The sequence below is a fragment of the Halobellus captivus genome (genome assembly GCF_007655485.1).
GTDB classification, from domain to species: domain Archaea; phylum Halobacteriota; class Halobacteria; order Halobacteriales; family Haloferacaceae; genus Haloquadratum; species Haloquadratum captivum.
Genome location: NZ_VJXQ01000005.1, coordinates 137,097 through 154,923, shown reverse-complemented (window position 1 = coordinate 154,923; position 17,827 = coordinate 137,097). Strand labels below are relative to the sequence as shown.

Sequence of the window (17,827 nt, the reverse complement as noted above, 5' to 3'; positions counted from 1 at the left end):
AGAAATTCCTCGTTCTCAAACTGTTTCAGCCACGCTGAGCGTCAAACTGCCGAAAATTGGCTCCAAGCATTTGCGCCTGGATTAATGCACCAAACTAAACACTACCGCTCAATTTGCGCCAAATAGCCCCTTGCTGAGTGACTACAAACGGTTAGGTTTCGGACGGCGACGCTACAATTGGTTAGAACGCATCCTGTAATATCGCCTTGGCAGCATCTTTTGTCACCATTCTCGGGTTGCCCACAAGGAGTCGTTCGAGTTGCATCGTATTTTCCGCAAGCTGGGGTAGTTCATTCTCGGCCACACCCAGTTCGGAAAGACCTCCCAAAACTCCAACATCCTCTGCAAGTGATGCAACAGCGCTTGCAGATTTTAGGGCCTTAGAACGTTGACTTCCAGACGATAGATCTTCTCCCAGAAGTTCTGCCATCGTCTGGAACCGTTCAGGTTGTGCTGCAGCATTAAAGCGCATAACCGCAGGGAGTAACGTTGCAATAGTTAGCCCATGAGGCGTATTATGCTTCCCTGCGACTGATAGAGCAAGTGCATGAGTAGCACCAAGTCCAGCATTCGTGAAAGCGATTCCAGCCAACAGACTTGCAAGAGACATATTACGTCTAGCCTCCAGATTGGCCCCGTTGTTCACAGCTGGTCTCAAATTTTCAGAGATCAGCTTGATGGCGGTAGTGGCGAGTTGATCCGTGAGTAACGTTCTACCATTATAATCCGGTCTTCCCTCCGGCGTTTGCGGTTGTTCCTTTCCATCAAAGGGGCGAGTTACATACGCCTCAACTGCATGCGATAATGCGTCTAGTCCAGAATACGCAGTCAAATTTGATGGAAGTGAGGTTGTCAACCGAGGGTCTACAACCGCCAAGTCGGGATACTGGTATTTACTGGATATTCCTACTTTAAGCTGTTTCTCGGGGAGCGAGATGACTGAAACAGGAGAGGACTCCGACCCGGTGCCTGCTGTAGTTGGAATCGCAATGACGGGAACTCCGGGTTCAGTAATCTCTTTGCCTCCTCCAGTTGGAGGAGCAATATAATCTCTAACACTACCATCTTCATCGTGGATAACACTGGCTGTCTTAGCTACATCGATGCTGCTCCCCCCACCAACAGCGATAATCACATCGGGGTCCCGTTCACGCACAAATTCCAAGGCCTCCTCGAAAACTTTTATCGAGGGATCAGCCTCAACACCGGTATAGATATGTACGAAAGTTTCCTCAAGGCAATCGGTAATTTCGTCTATCATCCCCGTCTGGGCGAGCCCCTCATCGGTGATAATCGTAGCCGATCTTGCATTCCAACTTGAAATGTCAGTCGGAAGTTCATCAACAGCGTTTATACCGAACTTTACTCTGTCCGCCATATCGAATTCCCATACCGACTCTTGGGTAAACATCGGTCATTTACTATTCCGTAGTACCCGCACAAGTAGTTTTCCCGGAATGTGGTGCTCTTCTATGAGCGAAGTAGTGATATTAGGTTCTCTTTGTACCGAGTGAGTAGAAAATTTGATTCGGCCTTGGGTTGGACGAAATATTAATAACCCTACCATCAGGTACAGTGTATATGGACGAGAAGCCGGTCGTGTACGTAACTAGGCGTATCCCTGAACCGGGTATAGAACTTCTAGAAGAGAGGTGTAAAATTGTGATGTGGGAAGAGGAGGTACCACCGTCGAAGGGTCACATAATGAAGAAGCTCACGGAAACTGAGGCTTTTGGGTTGCTCTGTAATGTCTCTGATACCATCGATGCAGATGTTTTGGCGTCATCACCAAATCTGAAGGTTGTAAGTACATTTTCTGTAGGTTATGATCATATCGACGTTGAGGAGGCCGCCCAGCAGGATATTATGGTTGGATACACACCGGGTGTACTCAGTGAAACTACTGCGGATTTGACTTGGGCACTGATGTCTGCTTGTGCGAGACGAGTAGTTGAATCTCATGAATATGTTCTAGACGGGAAGTGGAAAGCATGGGGCCCCACAACCCTTCTTGGCCATGATCTACATAACCGCACCCTCGGAATAATCGGTATAGGAAGTATAGGTTCTGCAGTCGCTCGCAGATCTATTGGGTTTGGCATGGACGTCGTTTACTCCCACCCCTATCGAAAAAACGAGCAGGAACGAGAATTAGCAGAGATGGGCGTGGACATAGAGTATGTCCCCCAAGACGAGTTACTACAAACCAGCGACTTTGTTTCGTTACACGTACCGCTGAAAGAGGAAACATACGACATGATTGGATCACAAGAATTCAAGAAAATGAATAACGAAGGTATCCTTATCAATACAAGCCGTGGCGAGATTGTAGATATGGATGCGCTGGACAATGCGCTTGAAGACGAAAGTATTGCGGCTGCTGCGTTAGACGTTACTAATCCAGAACCCCTCCCCTCAGATCATAGTATACTACGACACGAACCTGAAAAATTAGTTGTTACGCCGCATATTGGTAGTGCGAGTACTCCCACACGAGAGCGAATGTCCGTGATGTCCGCAGAAAATATTCTCGCAGCACTGGAGGGCAAATCCCTTCCAAATTCTGTATTCGATCAGATAAAGGAAGTTAGTTAGCTGATTTCAGGATGAAACTGGGTTTGGGGAAATTAGGTTCGATATGCATTATCAAACAATAACGTAGCTACAGCAAACAGCATTTATATTCTGGGGAGAAAGAAGTCTATACTAAGATGAGCAAGAAAACGATAAAGTCCGGGGTCAAGATGTTGTCGATCATCGAGGGGCTGAAAGAGCTCGAAGGAGCCCGTATAACAGAGCTCGCTGACCACCTAGATATGACTAAAGCGACGGTCCACCATCACTTGAGCACACTTGAGCAAGAAGAATACGTTGTGAAGGAGAACAAGACGTACTACACGGGTCTTCGATTCCTTGAACTTGGTGAGCGAGCCCGGGACCGGTTAAAAATACAAAAAGTGGCACAGCCAGAAATTGAAAAATTAGCCACAGAAACGGGCGAATTAGCAAATGTGGCTGTCGAAGAGCACGGTTGGGTAGTGTATCTATATCGAGCCCGCGGCGAAGATGCAGTGCACCTAGATACATATACCGGAAAACGAGTTCTCCCCCATTGTACAGCCTTGGGAAAAGCAATGATAGCCCATTTTGACGAACAACGTGTTGAGGAAATTATCAGTCGTTTCGGACTCCCAGCAAATACCGAACACACAATTACAGACAGAGATCAGCTCTTCCAAGAGCTAGAGGAAATTCGGAAATCTGGGATTGCCTTCGACCGAGAAGAGGCATTTTCGGGGTTACGTTGCATAGCTGTACCGATAGTTGATAATAGCGGTAATGCCGTTGGGGCTATCAGTGTTTCCGGGCCTACAAGCAGAATGAAAGGAGAGCGGTTTAAAAAAGAACTTCCAGAGACCATCGATCGAGCAGCAAACGTAATTGAACTAAATATTACATATTCCTAGCGTATTGGATAATCTCGAATACTATATCCAATAAAATACTGCTGTTGAAACAAGGCGGAAACAGCCCGATTTACTATTAGTAAACTATCTTTTTACAAGTCAAACCTCAACTGGCTAGGGTATATACTTTCAAGTATTTTCTTCTCTTTGAGAATTTACTGCCAAATACTTATTTGACAGTAGTAAATTAATTAATCGTCAACTGACGTTTACTCTAGTGGAGGAAATAAGATAATCCAACAGATATCCAACAGAATATTTGACTATACCCACAAAGAGGGGCAATCTATTACCTTTTTTCTAGTGGTATACCGTCGATTGGGGAAACAAAAGTAATTAGTCTTAGGTTTAACACGATCAAAAATACTTGTTCAGATAAGATCGAAAAGTGAGGCGGCCGTAGTTGCTTGGTGCCTATGCCAGAAACCAGCCGCCTCATCGAGTGTAGCGACTTCCCGGAGTTAGCGTTTGTGGAGCGAGAAGTGGCACCCAAGTCGATGATGAAGCTCGGTATCCAACTGCATTTGGCAGGGCTCTTGCTATCGGATACCGTCTCTGTCCTCAATGGGTTGGGTGTCGAGCGCTGTCGATCTACCATTCACAACAGGGTCCAGAAGACAGATCTACAGCCTGCACAGGGTCACGACCTGGATTACGTCGCGGGCGACGAAGCCGTAATCCGAGCGAATGATTAGCACTACTGGCTGTTTGCTGCGGTTGACCCCGCCTAGAATCGCCTGCTGCACGTGCGACTGTTTCCGACCATAACCTCCACGCTGAGCGAGTGTTCATCACGGAATTCCGCCAGAACTATCTTGTCGACGACGCAGCCTCCTTGGTCGATGGTGCATCGTGACTGCAGGCGGCCAGCCATCGCCACTCACTCTGATTCCAACACGTCACCCACGGGAGTCGAAATACCGTTGAACGCGTGTTTAAAGAACTGAAACGCCGAGCCGAAGCCTTTGCTACCCACTTCAGACACGCTAATTCGAACACAGCAGCAACGTGGTTGCAAGCGTTCGCCGTCTGCTTCAATCAGCTTATCTGAGCAATGCCTCAGCCGCTGGTCGTGTGGTCGTGTTTAGTTAAGGATGAAGAGTGAAACGGTGTGATTTTGTGGTGCTCTATGCTAAAAATCAATCGCCTCAGTGGATGTACGGACTGGATTGACTTGGATTTGTGGAGCGACAACGGACACCCGAGCACGCGATGAAACTCGGAATTCAACTCCAGTTAGCGGGGCTGTCACTATCGAATACTGCCTCGATTCTCGAAGAGATGGTCTCGAGCGCTCTCGTAGAGTGATCTATGATGGGATACAAAAGGCCGATTTACAGCCCGCAGACGGTCGAACCCCGAATCACGTTCCCGTAGACGAAACCGTGATTCGGATCAATGACGAGCAATTCTGGCAGTACGCGGCTGCCGGTCCCGACACGAACGACCTGCTGCATCTACGGCTCTTTTCAACAACGACGACCGCATTAACTGAGATTTTTCTGCGAGAACTCCGCCAGAAACACGATGTCGAACTGCTGTGTTTCTGGTTGATGGCGCTCAACACCTCCAAACTGCGCTGGACAGAGCTGGCCTCTGATTTCAAACTGAACGAGATGGAAATCGAAATGCCATCGAACGAATCTTTCGAGAACTCAAACGCAGAAATTCCTCGTTCTCAAACTGTTTCAGCCATATTGAGCCTCAAACCGCCGAAAATTGGCTCCAAGCATTTGCCGCCTGGTTCAATGCTCCAAACTAAACACTACCCAGCCGCTACTCCCAAAATTTTTGCTTTACCCTTAGCTCTAAAGGGTATTCCGCTCGACGGGCTGACCTGCTGTGAGATACTATTCTGCACCAAGCAATTAAGTATCATATATTTTATATATTGATCTGGAAATCGATAGCCTCTACAGATTCAGACCTACACTATTCTATGACACCCGTACGTCCATCATAGGTTAATATAGGGACTTCTCATAAGATGGTTTTTACTATGATAAACGCACGAATGATAGACGGATTTTCCGATTTACAGGCTCTTCACGAATGGATACTGTCCATCCAGCGCCATTGCATCTTCTGAGAGCAAGGCAACGAATAGGTAATCAGCGTACTGTTCGAAGTAATGAACTAGTTCTGTAATGCGGTCTGAGTCAATTGCCTCCAGCGAGTCAAGGAGCATAACAGGGAGCGTCTCGTAGACGTTATGGACAAGGTAGCCCGCAAGAGCGAAGATGAGTCCGGTCACCTCTCGTTCGCTCTCACTCAGGTGGTCTACAGTATCCTCGTACGTTGTGCCATCCGGCATTGAGCGGATAATATGAAGCTCAAATACACTCTTCGTCTCTTTCTGTCGGCCGTTTCGAACCTCCCTTGTAGTGCGTTCGAGCCAAATCCGTTCGACATTCTCGTACTCAAGAATACCAAGAATATCCGCCATATGGTCATTAAACGCCTCTACTGCTCCCTCTTCGAGTCGCTCAATCTTCGTCCGGAGCTTATTGAGTTCACTTGTAATCGTCTCACGACGATCCTGAAGGTCTCCAATCTTAGCAACTTGGTCGTTTACTTCAGCGAGTTCCGTCTTAATCTCTTCGACCTCCTTGTGGAGCCGGTCAAGCTCGAACCCGAGTTGATTAACCTCCTTGTGCGCATCTAGAATCTCACCATAGTCCTCATCTTCCACGGCCTCTGCCTCCGCTTCAAGCTGCTCAATCTTCTCAGACTGTATCATAATCAGATTCTCCAACTCATTAATCGCCTCCTCTCGTTCTTCGATTTCTTCCTCCACCTCATGGCGACGACGCGATACGTCTTCGGCACGCTCCTGCTGAACCTCGATCGACTCCTTCTCCGATTTCAGCTCTCCGATCTCGTCCTCTAGCTCACGGACCTCACTGTGTTTACCGCTCAATAATGACCGCAAATCGTCCACTGTCTCCTCAATAGCAGATTGCTCTACCCGCGAACTACACGTCCAACACACCACCTCGGTATCCGTTACCAACTGATCCGTGACTGATTCAGCATTCGCACCACCATTGGGCTGTAACGTATGTGCAATATCTGCAGTTGAACCGTCCAGCATATCCTCGTTGAACTGAATAACCTGCTGAAGGGTACTAATTTCAGCCTCCAACGCTTGCTTCTCACTCCGGAGCTGAGACAATTCAGCATTCAGCTCTTCGATCCTGTATTTTGACCCAGTCTCCAGCTGCTCCAGCGCGTCCTGTAGGTCCTCCCGCTCCGTCTTTAATGACTCAAGACTCTCTTGTTCGGTCTCCAGCTTATACTGGAGATCTTCAAGCTCCTGGCGTGCCTCCCGCAACTCACTGAACGTCTCCTCAACCTCATTCTTTTCCTCCCGCGTCTCCTTAAGTCCCTGATCAAGCTCATCAAGTTCCGCCTCTCTCTTGGCCAACTCCTCTTCCTTCGTCTCAATATCCATCTGGCGTTGCGTTAACCGCTCCTGGAGCTTCGGCAGCCGATTTTTAAGTGATTCAAGTTCCTCAGTCTTCGAATCCACCTCCCGCTTCTTTTGCTCTAACTCACGAATCTCGGTTTGAATCACCTCTGTATCCACCGGCCGCATAATAACATCCCGCAACTCTTCATCCCGCGACACCGCCAACCGTGCCTCATTCGACTCAATCAAGAACGCAAACAAATCCGCAACCTCCGCGTCATCCAAATACGGATCACCCCCATAGGTAACCCCGCCATTCGAACGCGTCAACGTTCGGGTATACGACTCACCATCCACCATCAGTTCAACGAATCCTTCATCTGCATCCGCTTTCAAACTCGCCTGCGTACTCCCGAATCCAGCCATCACCGCCTGCAGGAAAGACGTACGATTCGTAGCGTTTCGCCCCGCCAAAATTGAGACTCCTGGCTCGAAGGTTTGCTTCGTCTCATCAATACCGCCGATATTCGATACTGAAATCTTCATTTGGTCGGTTGGCATTATTATTGTAATTGGCACGTGCAGACAATAATTCTTCCTAAATTCCAGCACTAGTCACCCACCACAATTACACCCCTTCTGTGAGAGAAGGTCCGTCATACTCTGCTGGGTCCCACAGTCGGAGCAGTACACCTGAATATCCACGGTGACCCGAAACTCCCCAAGGGTAATTTCTCCAGCATTCTGTAACCGGACTAACCGACCTGTCGAAACTTCCCGGATCCGCGATCGGAGTCGCTCGACTGTCTCCTTGACACCCGCAGTCGAGATTGAGGCATCCGACGCGGGTTGCTTCCCTCCCCGAGTCTTAGTTAAATACGTATGGATCGCCTGTCGAGATACAAACTCGTCCGTCAATTCCTGTACATCTACGCCGGATTGTGCAAGGGTTCGTCGAACCTGAGTTTGGACCCCACTACTCACGCCATCACCAGTCAACGAGTCATAATACCCCTCCAACGTCGCTTCAATTGGCTCCAAATCAACCTCCCGCAACCGCACTTCAAGCAGTCTAATATTGAACTCTCGTGCGAGCTCCCGCAAACTCAATCGCTCCCCAGCATCCTCCGCCGTCCACCGATCAAGTAAATAATCACCGAACTCCTCAAGACTATACTTCTCAAGTAATCGCTCCACCTTCCCACGTGGCCCAGGCCCAGACTCACTCATAAATCAGAATAACAGCACTCAATCGCTTAACCCCATCGAAACCTATGACTCGCGTACGGTTGGCATTCTATCTTGGCGTGAAGCTCACATATGAGAAAAACCATCAAATTATTAATTTTGTATTCATTTTTAGTTGGAATATTTGGATCTGTAGTTTCGCTAGACGGAGACACCGCGACTGCGTTATTGCCGTAGAAAGCGAGGAGACAGCATAGTTTGATATCCGAATTCCGTCTTCTCACGCGTGTTACGGTCGATACAGCTAGACCAGTTGTCGATAATACAGAAGAACCCGCCGAGTGGGCGATACTCACGTTCCATACACTCCGTATCGATCTGGGCAAATCCTACCGCGTCCGGGCGCTGAAAGTCACTGCGCTCGTGGATGTTGAAACGCTGTACATCACCAACATCCACTCGACTACTCGAAGAAACGCGACGCGAAAGCTTTCCGCGATGAACTCCGCGAAAATGGCATTAGACCGCTGATCAAGCACAGATTCAAAAATCCGCTCGATCACACTTATGACGCCCGCATAGACGGTGATCGGTACCACCAATGCTTCAGTCTAAAACCGTTTTTTCGTCAACCAAGCGCACGCTCGGCGCTGCCGTGCGTGCGTGTAGTGGTGGCTGGAGGTCGTGTAATGCTGCTGAAAGCGACGACTATAACTTCTGCCGAAGCGTAAGATATCCGTGAAATCAACCGTAGTGTATCGAAACTACAGAGCCGAATATTTTGTAAGTGAGGGCTACGGAGTTTACTCTCTTATTTCGCTGAAAAAACCGAATTAATTAGGTTAAAGGAATCATATCAATTAATCTTACCAATCAAAAGAAGGATTTTTAACACTATTAGGCGCAAATAGGACTTCTCGAATGTAAAGACAATATTCGAATGCTAATAAATAATATTATATACCATATATTATATCTATCATTTTTATTTATAGTTAGCCTAGACAGATGAGTTCTCCAATGACAGTTTACATAGACCGATTCGAAACCCTAATCGAAGGACTGACGTGTGATATATGGATACTTAGAAGATATTACTCCTAGCAATCCCCATATACGATCGGAAGGATAGCTCTACATAGCTATGATTTGACTGATCTATTGAATCCACCACAGTGTCGGTGTAAATTTTGATCCGGTTGCGGCCGATACAGGTGGACCAAGTTATCGGATGGCAAGCCAAAATAGAGCAGTACCCCGATCATCAATAGTTTACTATTTCGGACGGGTATTTGTCTAGGTGTGCCGCCCCGACGAAACACTCAAAGATCAGCCCTCTATTCAAACAACTGAGATAGCGCTCTCGGTCGCTACCCTGCTCGTCGTCGTGATGCTGTTCGCCATCCCGTCGATTCGGCTCTCGGGTATCACTGATAGCCCGCCTTCCGGTATTGTTATTGGAATAATGATTTGGGTAGCACCGACACTTCTCGGGGTCGTCGCGCTCTATCACGTGACAACGGGTCCGCGGCGGTTTTCCCTCGATCTGATGGCGCACTCGGTGTAGTTCTTCTGAATGTCTATGCCTCACAACCAACGATCGTTCGTGTACGGTTGGGACCGGCGCGTTTGTCGGCCAGATTATCGTACACCTCACTGCGTCTCTGCTCGGAATAGTTGTACTACTTAACACTGTGTCACGGTTGTCCGGTCCCCGACTCAGTGATGGGTGACTCTATCGTTGTCGAGGGGCTCGCTATCTTGGATTGATCGGCTTTTCACCGGTGAAATATTGTGCTCTTCCTCCTTTACTACTTCTGTATGGCCGCTTAACGGTTCGTCTGTACTGGCCGTTCAGGAATGATCGGTCGATGTTGTGAACGAGACCAGTGATGGTAAGTACACGAAACTGCGTTCACCGTTGTCGAGATCGAACGAACGCACCATACTTCCGCTTGAGCGTTGAGTTGACAGTCTCTGATTGACTCCGTTGTCCATAGAGATCAGCGTCTAAGCGTTCGTTCTATGCCCGGTGAAGTGACGTGAACTCACGATGCTTGATCAGTGAACAAACCTCGTATTGATGGGCAAGTCGCCTGATTCTCTGATCGTCGTACCCTTTGTCACCGACAAGGATGTGAATACTCTCGGGATTACGCTTGATCAAAGACGGTGCGATCGGGCTATCGTGTTTTCGTATAGTCGTCACGAGTAGATCGAGGGTTGCGTTCACCTTCGTATCAACCAGCAGTGTCACTTTGAGCTGCTGAATCGTGAGTTCGGCTCGTTTCGTATAGTGTTTCGAGGCGTGACTACGGTCGAGCCCTGACGCATCAATCCCAACGACCCCACTTGTCGATAGTAGCGTCACTGAGAGAGAATAAAAACACGCCACACAGCCATATCAAGCCGATTAAACGCCTTACAGAGCGTTGATAGTGCAGGAAGTTCGGCTACTCCGAGAGCACGACGGACTTATGACATCTCGATCAGTTCGTCAAGCAGGCCACGATAGGTCGTGTTCTTTCGAACTTTGAGACACAGAAGAACAACGTGCTGCGGGAGTGTATAGCGGTGTTTAGAAAACTTCGAGGAGTATCGATAGACCGCTCGGCGTGCCAGATGGATCGCCTTCTCAGTAAAACGGTGAATCTGCGACTTCGGGAGGGCATCCATTCTGTGGAATTACCAGACGGAACTGAAACTCTCTGAGGGTTTCAACAGAGCCCTCGCATACAATGTGAGTCACTTCGACAGAATGCACTTGAGGAATAACAGGATTGTTTAGCACGTCTGATTTTGATACTAACAGAGTCTAATGCCGAGTTCGTCGAAGACTATTGTCGCCGAAAAGACGGCTATCTCGTTAGCTGGGGGAGTCCATCTTAATGAAAACACGCTGGCAGCAACATTCGTCGACCCTGATTATACCGAGGAACGCATTGGACGGGCACTCATCAGAAAACCCGAAAAGATAGCTCGAAAAGAGGGTTATAACAGCTCATTGTTCCTGCGTTACTGAACGCCCTCGGTTTCTATGAAAGGCTTGGATTCGAGAGACAGCAGCAAATTGATGAAGGTACTCCCAACACCCCCCGAGATTCCGAGCATCGAACTAAAAGAGAACTCATATAGTACTCCGTTCGCATCCTTACTGAGCAGCCGCTTCAATCTGAGTCCTCTGAATGAAACCTGTGATGTTCACACCATATGCATTGAGACAACCGACCTCAACTACTGTGCAACCGCCTTACGGACCCCGTTTCTAGCATAATCGCAAGAGGGTATGCGGACGAACACCCTCACCACCCACAGGCACTGTTCAGATAAGATCGAAAAGTGAGGCGGCCGTAGTTGCTTGGTGCCTATGCCAAAACCCCGCCGCCTCATCGACTGTAGCGACTGGCCAGAGGTAGATTTTGTGGAGCGAGAGGCGACACCCGAGTCCGCGATGAAGCTCGGTATCCAACTCCATTTAGCAGGGGTATCGCTGGCGGATCCCGTTTCAGTCCTAGACAGCCTGGGTGTCGAACGCTGTTGTTCGACGGTCACAACTGGATTCAGAAAGCTAGCCTACAGCCTGCAGAGGGTCACGACCCGGATGTCGCTGTCGACGAGACAGTAATCCGCGTGAATGACCAGCGTTACTGGCTGTTTGCGTCGGTCGATCCCGAGAAGAATCGCCTGCTGCACGTGCGACTATTCCCGACCAGAACCCAAGCGTTGACCGAGATGTTCTTCGCAGAACTCCGCGAGGAACATCTCGTTTCCGACGCGACCTTTCTGGTCGATGGCGCACCCTGGCTGCAGGCGGCCTGCCATCGTCAGTCGCTCCGATTCCAACACGTCACCCACGGGAATCGGAATGCCGTCGAACGGGTATTCAAAGAACTGAAACGCCGGACTGAAGCCTTTGTTACTCACTTCAGACACGCTCAACCGAACACAGCAGAGACGTGGCTACAAGGATTCGCCGTCTGTTTCAGTCAGCTAATCTGAACACTACCTTAGCTACCCGCGTTCAGCGGCAGCCTCATAAATGAGCGATCGCTTTCTCTCCTGTTCGGACTGACGGCGCTCTCACTGATATGAGACGCCGTCTTTGTTCGACTCATTGAACCGGCCGCTCTGAACTCGTTCATTTGCCTCCAGAAATCAAGTCAGTACGAAGGGATGATGGGAACTATCGATATCACTACAACTGCATTCAGAGGTCTAATAATAGTTGTAATAAATTTGAAAATCTTCCAAAGCATTTAATATGTACGAAAGTCCCTTTTGTTGTGTTGGCAAAGATACCAGTGCAAGACTCATCCAGAAATGAAAGTGAGAATATGGTAATTAGATTATGGAAATAAAAGTACTTTGTACAGGAAGCCCCACGCCCCATCCAGCCCGTGGTGGGACAAGTATAGTAATTGAGGCGGATGATAATCCCATACTAGTTGATTGTGGTCCTGAGACAATCTCGAATTCTCTTGAATATAATGTACGTCTCGAAAAGATCAACCACCTCTTTTTTACGCATCATCATATTGATCATAATTCGGACTTTTTCTATTTTGCCATTTCAACTTGGGTAGAAGGTCGAGACGAGCTGAAAGTATACGGGCCGAAGGGTACGGAAGAATTATTGGCAGCTTTTCAGGATATATACGCTGAGGACTTCGAGTATCGACAATCAGCTCTCGGGAATTCTTTGGAGGGCGTTACTGATATCGATTATGAACAAACAACGCCCGATTTATCCGTAAAGACCGACTCGTGGTCCGCCGAAGCGTTACCAGTCGAACACGCAATCGAGACGTTCGCGTATCGGTTTAGTGAACACTCTACTGGAACATCAGTTGTATTCACCGGCGATACGAGAAAGTTAGATTCGGTTGCTGAATTTGCTTCAGGTGCCGATATTCTAATACATGACTGTGATGATGCACCAATGATAGACAACCCAAACGACGAGGTATGGGATAGGTATAAGCAGAAGTATCCATTTTCGGAGGATTTGAAATCGGTACTGCGTACTGGTCACTCAAACCCAACCGAAGCGGGTGAAGTAGCTGCTGCAGCAGATGTGGAAACACTCGTACTCACTCACATCCGTCCTTACAGAGATACTAGCAAAATGAAAGAGCAAGCAGAATCTGTGTTTGATGGCACCGTTATTATCGCTGAAGATGGACTAACGATCACGCCATAGGTTAGTATCCTTTATCTCCTAGACGTCCTTTCCATCGGCCACATAGGGAGTGGACGCAACGGTCGCATCAATTGTTGTCTGTTCGTGACGTTCGACTCGGGATTTCTTCGAGTTCGGTTCACCCCATACATAACTGACCTCTGTCCCGGGCTTGCTGTAGTCGGCATCAACAACGCCGAGCGCTAAGAATTTACGTTCGTTAGCAGTATATCCAAGCCATCGTGCTATCCCAACAGTGCTCCCATTCTGGGTTACTTTGTCATGATGGGCTGAATCCCATCGGTCAAAGGGATCGGGGAGAGGCATAAATTTGTACATATCTCCTTCGAACAACGAGCTATAGATCTTGATTATATCCTCGTGGTCCAAGACGAGTGTAACCTTTTCTCGGTTGGGATCGTCGATTTTCTCTTCTAGAGCTTCTTTTCCGATGAAGTCGTGATCAAAGTCGATGAGCCGGTCATATCCGAGCTCAATTGGATCAAAATAATAATCCGAAATGGTATCGGAGTCAAAACTCCCCCCAAACGATAGATTAGCTTCCAGTGTCTCAGCACTCAACCACTTTCTGTATTCCTCAAGATCATCGCTATCATAGATTGCGGGTACTGGGCGACCAATCCAACCTGTTTCAAGAGTGGCAGTCTTGTAACTTTGCGATCCGAGTTGACGCAGACCATATTCCTGTCCTGCATCTAGAATCACATCTTTAATTTCATCATGGTAGGTATAGGGTCCAAAGACCTCCACACCTGGTGCTCCAGCCATACCGTGGCCGAGAGCCCAGAATTCTTTGCCGTTGATTTTGACCTTATTGAGGTTGAAGAAGCCAATTTCGGGGAGAGACCCATCGATCACTTCTTCCATAATTGAGTACATTTCCGGCCCCTGAACTTCGAATCGGAAATGTTCAGGCGAACTATCATCATACGGACTGTAGATCCGATCTATTGTCGCGTTGTAGTCGCCCGTTTCAAGGTTATATTGGAGCCAGTGTTGGGGGAACGGATTCGAGACCGACAAGAATTTCTCCTCATCAACGTAGAATAGAACGGTATCACCTATGAGTTCCCCATCAGGATTACACATAACGAGCTGCTTGGCTTGTCCCGGTTCACCTGACCTGAAGTCTTCAAAGCTATTCACTCCTAAATCAGAGAGGAGTTGAAGAGAATCGGGCCCCTCAAGATAAACCTCTTCCATATGATATGACTGGTCGGCCAAGGCGCAGGTTTCTCGCCATGACCGTTGTTCTTCAATCCAATTTGTGTATTCGTCGGGGAATTCGTAAGGATCATCTGGGTATGACCAAATGAAACCATCACCAATATCCATATATTCCCCACCAATATCCAAGCTCCGGAAACGTTCAACGGGCGACTCGACCGACTGGAGGATCTCTTCTAGACTGTTTGGTTTTGCCATTGGAACCTCTACATTGGCTAATGCCCTCTCCCTATATTAATTTCCCCCAAACAATAGGATATCAAATATATCAAATTGTGATACTGAGGAGACTTGCAGCGATATTTTTGTTGACAGCGAAAATGTTCTGAACGAAATTACAAACATAGGGTTGTAAAGTTATGTGCGAATCACTAATTTTCGTTACTAGTAGACTATTATTCCCCGTATTCTCCTCCTAAATTTTCTATCAGCGAATATTAAGTAATCACATCGGGTTCAGATTGACTGATTGGATCCGACACGGCACGAACTGGGCTTTGACGGTTCATCGATAGTGCATCCAAACCTGCTCTCGGGAGAGTGATGAATATGTAGATCATCGCTATTGTGGATTAAAACCATTCACTAGTCCAGACGAAACATCTCAACACAAATAGAGGTATACTTTTCTTTACTTGGGACCAACCTGAACTATGAACAAAGACAGCGAGGGAAGTCGGACGGTGAAATCAGACGAGACGTTAATATCGATAATCGAACTTCTACTAGAAAAGAACCAAGCCGGTGTATCCGAGCTATCCTCAGAACTTGGTCTGTCTCCCAGTGCCGTTTATGCCCATCTCTATACTCTTCAGAAGTATGAACTTGTTGTTTCCGATGCAGGCGTGTACGAACTTAGTTTGCGGTTCCTTGAATTTGGAAATAAAATCCGAAAAAAGAAGCAATTGTATTCTGCTGCTCAAGAGCCAATGGAAGTATTCACCGAGGAAATCCAAGAGCAAGTTTGGTGCGCCATCTTGGAACAAGATAAGATAGCCTTCTGTGCAACAAGTTCGAGAGATCGCACTGCATCTCAACCCGTGGAAATCGGTTCTCGCTTGTATATGCATCGTACTTCAATTGGAAAATCTATCCTTGCAGAGCTCCAGAGAGATGTCGCTGAATCGATTATTGACCAATCCGGCTTGCCGAAGAAAACAGAAAACACGATAACCGATAGAACGGCCCTTTTTGAGGAGTTGGATCAAATCAGAGAACAGGGATACGCATTGAATCTAGAAGAGCGTATTGAAGGGATCAATTCTATTGGAACCTCAATCAACGACCCGTCCGGTAGACCAATTGGTGGGATTAGTATCGTAGGTGCGGCAAATCGACTCACAGAGGAGATTTGCCGCTCAGATTATAGTCAAAATCTCATAGGGACTGCTGATGAGATTGAATTGAAATTGAAATACAAATGACTGGATACTCACCCCCCCCATAGCGCTATGGAGTGGGCAGCCAATAAAGTGGATCGGGAGTTCGTTTCACCATATCACGGCACTTGCAGCGTTGAGGACGGGATTGAGGCGTCCGTCGAGTTCGATGAGACTCCGTCTCGCTCTAGAATATCTAATGTATATACGGGAATCGATAGATGATACTGAGTAACTGAACTGCTGTTTTCACGCATAGGATTCGGCAAACTGACCGCGCAGGCACGCTAAAGGTTGTCGTGAGAAGATCCCTTGTCGAGTCGTGAATCCATACCACTGCTCGAAATCGGTAGACGACTGGATAAATGTCTCCACAGCCTTCCACAATATACTCCTCCACCTTTTCCTGTACCAAAAATATTAATTATTATTCGGAATTAATCTAAAGAACGCCTATGAGCAATCGAAGCTTAGAGCAAGTACTACAAGAGTCCGAAAGCCCTGTTGAAATGTTAAAGAGTACTCCCGATGGCTCTTACCCGTTCCCAGAGGTTCCCCAAGAAGTAACCAATTGGATCAGCGAACAGCGGGCGTGGCGAAATACTTGTGCGCTAGCGAACCAGTCCCACCATATGACTGACATCTGGATTCAAGGGCCAGATGCGCTCGCACTTCTCTCGAACCTAGGAATCAATAGCTTCGATAATTTTGAAAAATGGCAAGCAAAACAGTTTGTTGCCTGTAATTCAGATGGATATGTTATTGGCGACGCGGTTCTTTGCTATCTGGATGATAACGATTTCCTATTGACCGGTGCACCAGCTGCCCTCAATTGGGTCCAGTATAATGCCAAGGAGATGAATTATGATGTGTCGATAGAACGTGACGATAATTCACACGTACGCGAAGGTCCACCCAAGAATTTCAGATATCAAATCCAAGGACCAAATGCGCTAGAAGTTATGAAGAAGGTAACCGATAGTCCACTTCCAGAGGTTTCCTTCTTCAATTTCACGGAATTCTCCATAAATGGCATAGATTTCTACGGGCTCAGGCATAGTATGGCGGGAGAGGCCGGTTTCGAGATCTGGGGTCCTTGGGAGGATAATGACGAAATTCGAGTTGCAATCCTTGAAGCGGGAGAGGAATACGGGATTCAGGAGTTAGGTTCAAAGAGCTATGCAAGCAGTTCCGTAATCTTAGGCTGGGTAGGAAGTCCACTACCTGCGATTTACAGCGAGGGTTTAGAATCATATCGGGAATGGCTGGATGCTGATTCTCCCGAAGCAAAATGGTCTCTTGGAGGGAGTTACGATTCTGAGGAGATAGAAGACTACTATGTAACACCGATGGAAATCGGATATACAAAGTTGATATCACTTGATCATGACTTTATCGGCCGAGAGTCTTTAGAACAGAAAGTTGAGAATCCGAACCGAACGCTCGTTACACTAGAATGGGATCCAGCGGATGCCACGAAAATATATCGATCCCTGTTTGAGGAAAAGAGTACTTATAAGTATATGGATTTACCCGTAATTCCTTGGGCAATCGAACACAACGACAAGGTGGTAGACGGAGGCGATCTTATTGGGCTATCGAAGAAGGCTTGTTATATTGTTAACGAACGACGGATTCTTTCGCTCTGTTGTATCAATGAGGAGTACTCTCAGGAGGGAACTGAAGTCAGTATTGTGTGGGGCGATTCATCGAATTCACCGAGTGTTGAATCCCATACTGAGACTGAGATCAGCGCAACTGTGTCACCTGTTCCCTATTCAGCCGATAATCGCTGACAAGCCCCTAGGCAGAACGATAGAAGCCAGTCTTTAGAAACCCAATTTTGCGACGGTACGGGGCTATTGCAGGTGGGCATTAGTGAATCGGCTTTTTCAGCCTAATTTAAATAGTCATATTTTCTTACTTATTTGAGTGTAATTAACCAGTATGTATA

10 protein-coding genes and 6 pseudogenes are annotated in these 17,827 nt (G+C 47.5%); 11 read left to right on the top strand and 5 right to left on the bottom strand.

The window, feature by feature from the left end; translation table 11 throughout:
* Positions 1 to 98 (top strand): annotated as a pseudogene (locus FJT57_RS17000) (IS6 family transposase); the annotation flags it as partial.
* An 83-nt stretch (positions 99 to 181) separates the two neighbouring features.
* On the opposite strand, the gene FJT57_RS13315 reads toward FJT57_RS17000, so the two are convergent.
* Complete coding sequence (locus FJT57_RS13315) at positions 182 to 1,378, bottom strand: hydroxyacid-oxoacid transhydrogenase (RefSeq protein ID WP_238993996.1); 1,197 nt, start codon at positions 1,376 to 1,378, stop codon at positions 182 to 184.
* A gap of 203 nt (positions 1,379 to 1,581) precedes the next feature.
* On the opposite strand from FJT57_RS13315, the gene FJT57_RS13310 reads away from it, so the two are divergent.
* From FJT57_RS13310 to FJT57_RS13295, 4 genes and pseudogenes are all read left to right on the top strand, one after another.
* Positions 1,582 to 2,595, top strand: a complete 1,014-nt coding sequence (locus FJT57_RS13310; protein WP_144906021.1) for a 2-hydroxyacid dehydrogenase — start codon at positions 1,582 to 1,584, stop codon at positions 2,593 to 2,595.
* A 116-nt stretch (positions 2,596 to 2,711) separates the two neighbouring features.
* Positions 2,712 to 3,467, top strand: coding sequence for an IclR family transcriptional regulator (locus FJT57_RS13305; RefSeq protein ID WP_144906019.1), 756 nt, complete (start codon positions 2,712 to 2,714; stop codon positions 3,465 to 3,467).
* A gap of 416 nt (positions 3,468 to 3,883) precedes the next feature.
* A pseudogene (locus tag FJT57_RS13300) lies at positions 3,884 to 4,518 on the top strand (IS6 family transposase).
* Positions 4,519 to 4,596: 78 nt separating this feature from the next.
* Positions 4,597 to 5,229 (top strand): annotated as a pseudogene (locus FJT57_RS13295) (IS6 family transposase).
* A 273-nt stretch (positions 5,230 to 5,502) separates the two neighbouring features.
* Here FJT57_RS13295 and FJT57_RS13290 read toward each other — a convergent pair.
* Positions 5,503 to 7,440 carry an archaea-specific SMC-related protein gene (locus FJT57_RS13290; protein WP_144906017.1) on the bottom strand — a complete coding sequence of 646 codons (1,938 nt, stop codon included), beginning with the start codon at positions 7,438 to 7,440 and terminating at the stop codon, positions 5,503 to 5,505.
* A 54-nt stretch (positions 7,441 to 7,494) separates the two neighbouring features.
* Positions 7,495 to 8,109 (bottom strand): rod-determining factor RdfA, encoded by a 615-nt coding sequence (rdfA, locus tag FJT57_RS17375; RefSeq protein ID WP_394348817.1) that lies wholly within the window; start codon positions 8,107 to 8,109, stop codon positions 7,495 to 7,497.
* A gap of 216 nt (positions 8,110 to 8,325) precedes the next feature.
* Here rdfA and FJT57_RS13285 point away from each other — a divergent pair.
* A pseudogene (locus FJT57_RS13285) lies at positions 8,326 to 8,809 on the top strand (hypothetical protein).
* A 1,173-nt stretch (positions 8,810 to 9,982) separates the two neighbouring features.
* Here the strand turns inward: FJT57_RS13285 and FJT57_RS13275 are convergent.
* Positions 9,983 to 10,743 (bottom strand): annotated as a pseudogene (locus tag FJT57_RS13275) (IS5 family transposase).
* A 142-nt stretch (positions 10,744 to 10,885) separates the two neighbouring features.
* Here FJT57_RS13275 and FJT57_RS17305 point away from each other — a divergent pair.
* The 3 genes and pseudogenes from FJT57_RS17305 (at position 10,886) to FJT57_RS13260 (ending at position 13,267) form a co-directional block, all read left to right on the top strand.
* Positions 10,886 to 11,089 carry a GNAT family N-acetyltransferase gene (locus FJT57_RS17305; RefSeq protein ID WP_345775907.1) on the top strand — a complete coding sequence of 68 codons (204 nt, stop codon included), beginning with the start codon at positions 10,886 to 10,888 and terminating at the stop codon, positions 11,087 to 11,089.
* Positions 11,090 to 11,434: 345 nt separating this feature from the next.
* Positions 11,435 to 12,066: pseudogene (locus FJT57_RS13265) on the top strand (IS6 family transposase).
* Between the two features lie 349 nt (positions 12,067 to 12,415).
* Positions 12,416 to 13,267 (top strand): MBL fold metallo-hydrolase, encoded by an 852-nt coding sequence (locus FJT57_RS13260; RefSeq protein WP_144906015.1) that lies wholly within the window; start codon positions 12,416 to 12,418, stop codon positions 13,265 to 13,267.
* A gap of 18 nt (positions 13,268 to 13,285) precedes the next feature.
* On the opposite strand, the gene FJT57_RS13255 is transcribed toward FJT57_RS13260, so the two are convergent.
* Positions 13,286 to 14,692, bottom strand: coding sequence for an aminomethyl transferase family protein (locus FJT57_RS13255; RefSeq protein ID WP_144906013.1), 1,407 nt, complete (start codon positions 14,690 to 14,692; stop codon positions 13,286 to 13,288).
* A gap of 455 nt (positions 14,693 to 15,147) precedes the next feature.
* Between FJT57_RS13255 and FJT57_RS13250 the strand changes: the two genes are divergently transcribed.
* On the top strand, positions 15,148 to 15,918 hold the full coding sequence (locus FJT57_RS13250) for an IclR family transcriptional regulator (RefSeq protein ID WP_144906011.1): 771 nt from the start codon (positions 15,148 to 15,150) through the stop codon (positions 15,916 to 15,918).
* Positions 15,919 to 16,328: 410 nt separating this feature from the next.
* On the top strand, positions 16,329 to 17,669 hold the full coding sequence (locus tag FJT57_RS13245) for an aminomethyl transferase family protein (RefSeq protein ID WP_144906009.1): 1,341 nt from the start codon (positions 16,329 to 16,331) through the stop codon (positions 17,667 to 17,669).
* Positions 17,670 to 17,827 lie beyond the last annotated feature (158 nt).

Bases quoted from the DNA above. Each gene is read 5' to 3' on its own strand.
- FJT57_RS13245 (WP_144906009.1), top strand. From the start codon at position 16,329: ATGAGCAATCGAAGCTTAGAGCAAGTACTACAAGAGTCCGAAAGCCCT.
- FJT57_RS13305 (WP_144906019.1), top strand. From the start codon at position 2,712: ATGAGCAAGAAAACGATAAAGTCCGGGGTCAAGATGTTGTCGATCATC.
- FJT57_RS13255 (WP_144906013.1), bottom strand. From the start codon at position 14,692: ATGGCAAAACCAAACAGTCTAGAAGAGATCCTCCAGTCGGTCGAGTCG.
- rdfA (WP_394348817.1), bottom strand. From the start codon at position 8,109: ATGAGTGAGTCTGGGCCTGGGCCACGTGGGAAGGTGGAGCGATTACTT.
- FJT57_RS13310 (WP_144906021.1), top strand. From the start codon at position 1,582: ATGGACGAGAAGCCGGTCGTGTACGTAACTAGGCGTATCCCTGAACCG.
- FJT57_RS13315 (WP_238993996.1), bottom strand. From the start codon at position 1,378: ATGGCGGACAGAGTAAAGTTCGGTATAAACGCTGTTGATGAACTTCCG.
- FJT57_RS13260 (WP_144906015.1), top strand. From the start codon at position 12,416: ATGGAAATAAAAGTACTTTGTACAGGAAGCCCCACGCCCCATCCAGCC.
- FJT57_RS13250 (WP_144906011.1), top strand. From the start codon at position 15,148: ATGAACAAAGACAGCGAGGGAAGTCGGACGGTGAAATCAGACGAGACG.
- FJT57_RS17305 (WP_345775907.1), top strand. From the start codon at position 10,886: ATGCCGAGTTCGTCGAAGACTATTGTCGCCGAAAAGACGGCTATCTCG.
- FJT57_RS13290 (WP_144906017.1), bottom strand. From the start codon at position 7,440: ATGCCAACCGACCAAATGAAGATTTCAGTATCGAATATCGGCGGTATT.